Source organism: Stieleria sp. (genome assembly GCF_041595215.1).
GTDB lineage: Bacteria > Planctomycetota > Planctomycetia > Pirellulales > Pirellulaceae > Stieleria > Stieleria magnilauensis.
On the sequence record NZ_JBFHKV010000499.1, the window covers coordinates 1 to 5948 of the forward strand.

General features: G+C 59.4%; 6 protein-coding genes. 3 read left to right on the plus strand and 3 right to left on the minus strand.

Features of this window, described 5'->3' with window-relative positions:
• Positions 1 to 926: DUF4139 domain-containing protein (locus ABX749_RS18725; RefSeq protein WP_372897298.1), on the minus strand; the 926-nt coding region annotated here is incomplete at its 3' end.
• Positions 927 to 1311: 385 nt separating this feature from the next.
• Here ABX749_RS18725 and ABX749_RS18730 point away from each other — a divergent pair.
• Positions 1312 to 1977 (plus strand): hypothetical protein, encoded by a 666-nt coding sequence (locus ABX749_RS18730; RefSeq protein WP_372897299.1) that lies wholly within the window; start codon positions 1312 to 1314, stop codon positions 1975 to 1977.
• A gap of 36 nt (positions 1978 to 2013) precedes the next feature.
• On the opposite strand, the gene ABX749_RS18735 is transcribed toward ABX749_RS18730, so the two are convergent.
• Entirely contained in the window at positions 2014 to 3204 is a 1191-nt protein-coding gene (locus ABX749_RS18735; RefSeq protein WP_372897300.1) for a DUF1559 domain-containing protein, read from the minus strand.
• Positions 3201 to 3935, minus strand: a complete 735-nt coding sequence (locus ABX749_RS18740) for a DUF2306 domain-containing protein (protein WP_372897301.1) — start codon at positions 3933 to 3935, stop codon at positions 3201 to 3203. Before ABX749_RS18740 ends, ABX749_RS18735 begins: the two co-directional genes overlap by 4 nt.
• 207 nt (positions 3936 to 4142) lie before the next feature.
• Here ABX749_RS18740 and ABX749_RS18745 point away from each other — a divergent pair, with 207 nt between their 5' ends.
• On the plus strand, positions 4143 to 4748 hold the full coding sequence (locus tag ABX749_RS18745) for a carbon storage regulator (protein WP_372897302.1): 606 nt from the start codon (positions 4143 to 4145) through the stop codon (positions 4746 to 4748).
• A 331-nt stretch (positions 4749 to 5079) separates the two neighbouring features.
• Complete coding sequence (tnpA, locus tag ABX749_RS18750) at positions 5080 to 5523, plus strand: IS200/IS605 family transposase (RefSeq protein WP_372897303.1); 444 nt, start codon at positions 5080 to 5082, stop codon at positions 5521 to 5523.
• Positions 5524 to 5948 lie beyond the last annotated feature (425 nt).

Consider the following 5948-nt stretch of genomic DNA (forward strand, 5'->3'; position numbering starts at 1 on the left):
ACCAGCAGCGGTGTGGCGGCTCGCAAGTTGGGCACACCGGTGCAGAATGCCAACCGAACGCCTCGCCAATCTTCGCCACTGTGTTGCGTGACGGTCCCGTCCAGTTGAACGACAAATTCATCGGCACCTTGCTGGCGGACCGTTGCATGAATGGTGTACTGCGGCTCCCAAGAAACCTCGTCCACCCAATAGCTCAACCGCAGCAACCCGCCGCGCGGCGCGTCGACCATCAACGTCGCATCAAAGGTCGCTGCGGGTTTTGAATCGGTTTCGTTTTGACTTTGACGCATCGACTCTTCCATTTGATTCTGTAGCGTCTGTAACTCCCGTCTCGCTACGTGCAGTTCTTTGGCGAGCGCTCGCCGGCGCTGCATGACGAAATCCGCAATCGCCGTGACCGAGTCGACTTTCAGTTCGGATTGCCTGAGATCGTCGTTGGTCTGCGCGGACGAAAACGTCACCAGATCCTCAATCGTTTCGAGGTCTTGTTCAATGACCGCGACTTCATGTGCCGCGTCTTGCAGGGCTTGGTTTTGCGCCGTTCGTTCTTCTTCCCGCTGTCGTCTTCTTGCATCGTCCGGCGGGATTTGATGCGGCGTGACACGCAACGAACGGACCGTGATTTCGGCGTCGGATTCCCAGCGAACCGATTGATCGCGGATGGTTTTCGGTAACCCCGTGACGCGGATCATTTGACCTTCAGTGGACGGTGCAACATTGATTTCTCGCACGACGTTGGCTTGACGTCGAAAGACGGTGACCGCCGTGATAGGACTGTCCACGTCGACCACGGTCTTCGGATCCTGCGCGGTCTTCGGCTCCTGCGCGGAAACGCAGCCACAGGAAAGTAGCAACGCCGCAGTCGATGCAAACACGATCCTACGAAAGAAGGCGGCGTCTTTGACAATTCCGATGATCGCTTGCATGTTCCAACCTCGTTGAGTGGTCTGCTGTAGCAAAACGCTACAGTCGCATGATTGACTGCGACGCAAAATCAAACGTTGATGTCTGAACGTTGCGTGCCCGACGGTGAAGATGCATTCGGCATGCCAAGTGCAGTGACGTAAGCTTCCAGCTTGCGATTCCCGATGACTTGATCGGCAAGCATGATGCGGACCCCACAAGAGGAGCACCACGTTCATGAGATTCATCGCCTTGTCGTTTCTGCTCCTCCTGTCGCCAGGTCTGGTGTCGGCGCAAACGACAGCAGTTTCTCGTCATTGGCTCAGCCCGGGCCTGAGTGATGACATTTCGAGTTCAGCGGTGACGAAAGCCGGTGGGCCGGTGGTTTCCTTTCCTTGTGATCCGCTGATGAGTGTGAAGCAGGAGCGGTTGCTGAGCGTTGCGTTGATGAAGCCGTCGCCGTTTCATTGGGTTCCCGGTATGCCCCTGAGCCAGATGGCTGCGGAACTCAGTGAACAGGTTCCGGTGTTCCTGGATCAGAGGGCATTGGAGGAAATCGGAATCGATCCGGATTCTCCAATCGGCGCGGGAGTGATGACGCATGAGCGGGCGCGTTCACAGCGACGACACGCGGAGCGGGCGAGATGGTGGCAGCAGGATGAAGCCGCGGTGACGGAGGGGCGTCCCAGTTTGATCGTCGATGTCTTGAATCGTGTGAGAGACTTGCATTTGACACTGATGATCGTTCGCGGTCAGGTGATCCTCACCACGATCGAAGCCGCAGAAGACGACTTGGCGACGAGGATCTATGATGTGACGCCGTTGATCAGCATGAGACCGCGTGCCCCTTGGGACTCCGTTTCGCGATCAACTGGGATCGGTGAGACCTCTCCCGATTTCGAATCCCTGATGGACATGATTGAAACCAGCATCGACCCCGATACGTGGGAACGGCTCGGTGGGAACTCGACGATCATCGCTTCGACGATTCGAGACCGTCAATGGATTGTGGTTTCCACCACTTCGATGACGCACTGGAAATTGCAGCGGTTGCTCGATCGGCTGAATCAATGATCCGGTAGCGGTCCGTGACGATCTGACAAGGGCAGCCTACTGATTCAGCTGCTCCTCAATCACTTCGCCTTGGGCTCGTGTTCCCAGTGCACCCCACAATCCGTAGGGGCTGTGACTGCCGGGGGCGCGCGGACCGGTTCCGCCTAGGACGACGGTACCGATGTTCGGATCTCCGCTGTCGACCGAATCGGTCATAAAGATCACCGCTCCGTCAGCCATCAACACGTGCACGCCGCCCTGATGACGACTTGATGGAGGCAGCATGCCGATGCCGGAATCACCCCCGGCCAGACAAACCTCTCGGTTCGGCGGCAGGATCGTATTGAACCCGGTGTACAACGCCGCTCCGTCGGCCCAACGAAAGCCGCGTTTCTGGTCCTCGCTACCGAAGCGATTGGGGTGGTCATCCGTGCGGGACCAGAACATCGGCCGTTGGGGATCGATTTGGTTTTCGCAAAGTTTGGGGACATCGTGAATCATGGCCCAATCATTCAGCAACGATCCAGAGGTTCGAATGTCACCGTCCTCCAGGTCGGTGGAGATTTCTCCAGCCAAGATCGTGTTGCTCAACCCGTCGTGAATGTCCCGCCATCGCGTCGCTCGCCGGGGAACGAACGCCCCGCGACCGGACGCCGCCACTTCATCGCTGCGATCGGTGACCCAGGCTTGTGCGTCTTGGCTCCATCGGATCGGACCGGTGTTCAGGCCCGCGGTCGCGTCACCCAAGCAGACAGCCAGATTGGCGCGACCGTGCGCGGGCAAGCCGAGGCCTGGATCGGAAGGGCAACGAAAGACAGGGAACTCCGTTTGCCATGGATGGAATCCACGCGTCCAAGGTGCCGGCCCCATCGGCGAGTACGTGGTGTCGTTAGACGATGATTCTCCGTCGGCAATCGCTTGCCAGGTTGTTTGCTGTTCGAGGAACGGCAGCAACCCGACCAGCGCGCTCAAGCGGTAGCGGTTGTTGCCCGGTGCGGACGTGCCTCCGGAATCGGAACACGGGTCAAAAGTACCGCCCATCTGCATGGGAAGTTGCTCGTTGGCCGAGTGATAGTTGTGAAACGCCAGGCCGACTTGTTTGATGTTGTTGGAACAGCTCATCCGTCGCGCCGCTTCTCGCGAGGTGCGCACGGTGGGCAACATCAGCCCGACCAAGACGCCGATGACCGCAATCACGACCAGCAACTCGATCAGCGTCATTCCGGAGGGTTTTGTTCGTTGATTCATGCGGTGCTCCTGTTTTCGGCTGGTGTTGGAATTTTCGCGTCTGCGAAGAGAAAGCGGAGGACCGCATTTTTTGATCGCATCTCCGCCCGGGATGAAATCAAAACCCATTCATACACCGCCAACGGCACGAGCCAGCTGAGCCACGCGTTCAAGCGGTACGTCCATTCCGATTCCAGATTCGAAACGATCATCAATCCCGCCACGACGCGCAGCAACAGCGGTGACCAAAGCAACAGGTAACAACGAGTTGCCCAGCGACGGTGGGCCGCGAGGTTGCCGGCGCGGACAAATGACACCGCAACGAGAATCGTCGCACCGGTCAAAATCGACTGGACGATGAAGCCGAGTTGGGCGATCGGTCCGGCGTATGCTTGCAGCGACATCACCAAACCGCTGGGGACGACCATCAACCCGATCAGGGCGCACTGTGTCTTGCCGAGTGTGCGATGGACACGCCGCCAACGCGGCTTTCCGCCGCTGAAGAGCAAGAACGTGCCGAGCATCAACGCGGCCGGTCCGGCGAACAGGTGCAAATAGAATGCCCAGCGATAGAGTCCGACGAAGCTGAATCGGCGTCCGGCGAGAAACGGCGACGCATCGAAATCGGCTGGAAAGTACCACCGATATTGGTACAGAATCGCCAGAAACACCTTGATCGAAACGATCACGCCGCCCCAAAACAGGACCCTGATCAGTTGCCCAGATCGGTTGGGGTGTGCGTTCTGTTCCACGTGATCCCCGGGGCTGCCGATTGATGGTGGATGCGAGAGAAGACTTAGGTTCTACGCTGCCGGACGAATCTGGTTCAGATTCTGGTGTTTTCGCATTTTAACCGTTGCGTTATGTTTTGGGGAAACCGAAGCATGAGTGCTTCATCATTGCTCCACTGCGGCGACGAAAGGATCGTTTTCGCGGTGTCAACGTGAATGGAGTGATCCATGTTGTTGCTCTCTCGTCGTGAAAATGACCGCATCGATTTTCTTGGATTGGGAGTTTCGATCGAGGTGGTTCGTCTGACGCGTTCGCGCGCCACCCTTGCCATCAAAGCACCCCGGCATATTCGAGTCGTCAGGCATGAACTGCGACCTGTCGGGAATGAGGCAGCGGCCCGCGAAGCGTTTTGTGCCGTGGTCCGCCGCGAAGTGATGTCGATGATCCAAACCGAGATCAACGCGACCACGACGAAGCTAAAGCTTGCTCAAGAAAAGCTGTTGGCCGGTGATCGCGACGACGCGTTGTCGGCCTTGGACGAGGCGTTGGCGAGACTGGAGGTATTGCGCAGCGAAGCGTCCAGCCTTCAGTCCGATCGCTTCGAAGAACGCTGTGAAACGGCGTTCGCCGATGATTGGACGGTCGCCGGCGGTGTCGCCGAGTCGTCGGTCGGATATGCCAATTCAGCCGCCGGAGAGGTTTCCGATCCGACCGGCACCGTGGTGGTCGCTCAATTGCCCGACGATGCGTTGGCGACCGAGTGGGCGGCAGCAGGAGACGAACTCCTGTCAGATCCGGATGCCGTAACGGTTGTCGTCTTTGCGCTGAGCTAACGCTCGGCTGTCCGACGCGTTCCCGTGCCCCACCGATCCGCAGCGATCGCAGCGCTTAGCCGGAGGTCAGCATAGCGCCACCTCCGGTGCCGAACGCGTTCTCGCGCCCAGCGATCCCGACGGGATCGCAGCCAGTAGCCGGAGGTCAGCGCAGCGCCAGCTCCGGAGACGGACGCGCTCCCGCGCCCCACCGATCCCGGAGGGATCACAGCGATTAGCCGGAGGTCAGCGCAGCGCCACCTCCGGTGCCGGACGCGCCCACGCGCCCCACCGATCCCGACGGGATCGCAGCATTCCCACCAACAACCCATAACCCATGAAAGGAGCGGCCATGTCCACGTTCCACAGCCTGCATCTTCACGTCACCTTTAGCACGAAGTACCGCAAGAAATGGATTCATCGCTCTTGGGAAAAGCGTCTGCACGACTACCTGGGAGGAACGCTCAATGGATTAAATTTGGCGTGCCAGGGGATCGGCGGGGTCGAAGACCATGTGCATATGCTGGTCGGATTCAAACCCTCTCGAACGATCAGCGATATGATGCGGGAACTCAAGAAAGCGTCTTCAGCTTGGGTTCACTCGGAGATCGGGATGAAAGATTTTGCGTGGCAAGAAGGCTACGCGGTATTCTCGGTCAGCGTGACCGAGCGGTCGAAGGTGAAGGGGTATATCGCGCGTCAGCGTGAGCATCATCGGCGACGAACGTTTCAAGAGGAGTTGATTGAGATGCTCGATCGCGCGGGAGTTCAGTATGATCCGAAATACCTGACGTGATTCGCTGCGACCCCTCCGGGGTCGTGTCGCGCGGGTTGGGGTTTCCGGAGGTGTCGCTGCGCTCACCTCCGGCTACGCGCTGGGACCCCGTCCGGGGTCCAGCAATCGCGGCCGCAATCGCAGCCTCGCCCGAGTTCTCGTTCGATCCCGGAGGGATCACAGCAATGAGCCGGAGGTCAGCGCAGCGCCACCTCCGGAGACGGACGCGCTCTCGCGCCCCACCGATCCCAACGGGATCACAGCGATTAGCCGGAGGTCAGCGCAGCGCCACCTCCGGTGCCGGACGCTCCCGCGCCCACCGGTCCCGACGGGATCACAGCGATTAGGCGGAGGTCAGCGTAGCGCCACCTCCGGTGCCGAACGCGCTCTCGCCCACCGATCCCGACGGGATCGCAGCGATTAGCCGGAGGTCAGCGCAGCGCCAC

What these genes read in the sequence shown, in the direction of transcription:
- ABX749_RS18730 (WP_372897299.1), top strand. Translation starts at nt 1,312, where the DNA reads ATGAGTGTGAAGCAGGAGCGGTTGCTGAGCGTTGCGTTGATGAAGCCG.
- ABX749_RS18735 (WP_372897300.1), bottom strand. Translation starts at nt 3,204, where the DNA reads ATGAATCAACGAACAAAACCCTCCGGAATGACGCTGATCGAGTTGCTG.
- ABX749_RS18745 (WP_372897302.1), top strand. Translation starts at nt 4,143, where the DNA reads ATGTTGTTGCTCTCTCGTCGTGAAAATGACCGCATCGATTTTCTTGGA.
- tnpA (WP_372897303.1), top strand. Translation starts at nt 5,080, where the DNA reads ATGTCCACGTTCCACAGCCTGCATCTTCACGTCACCTTTAGCACGAAG.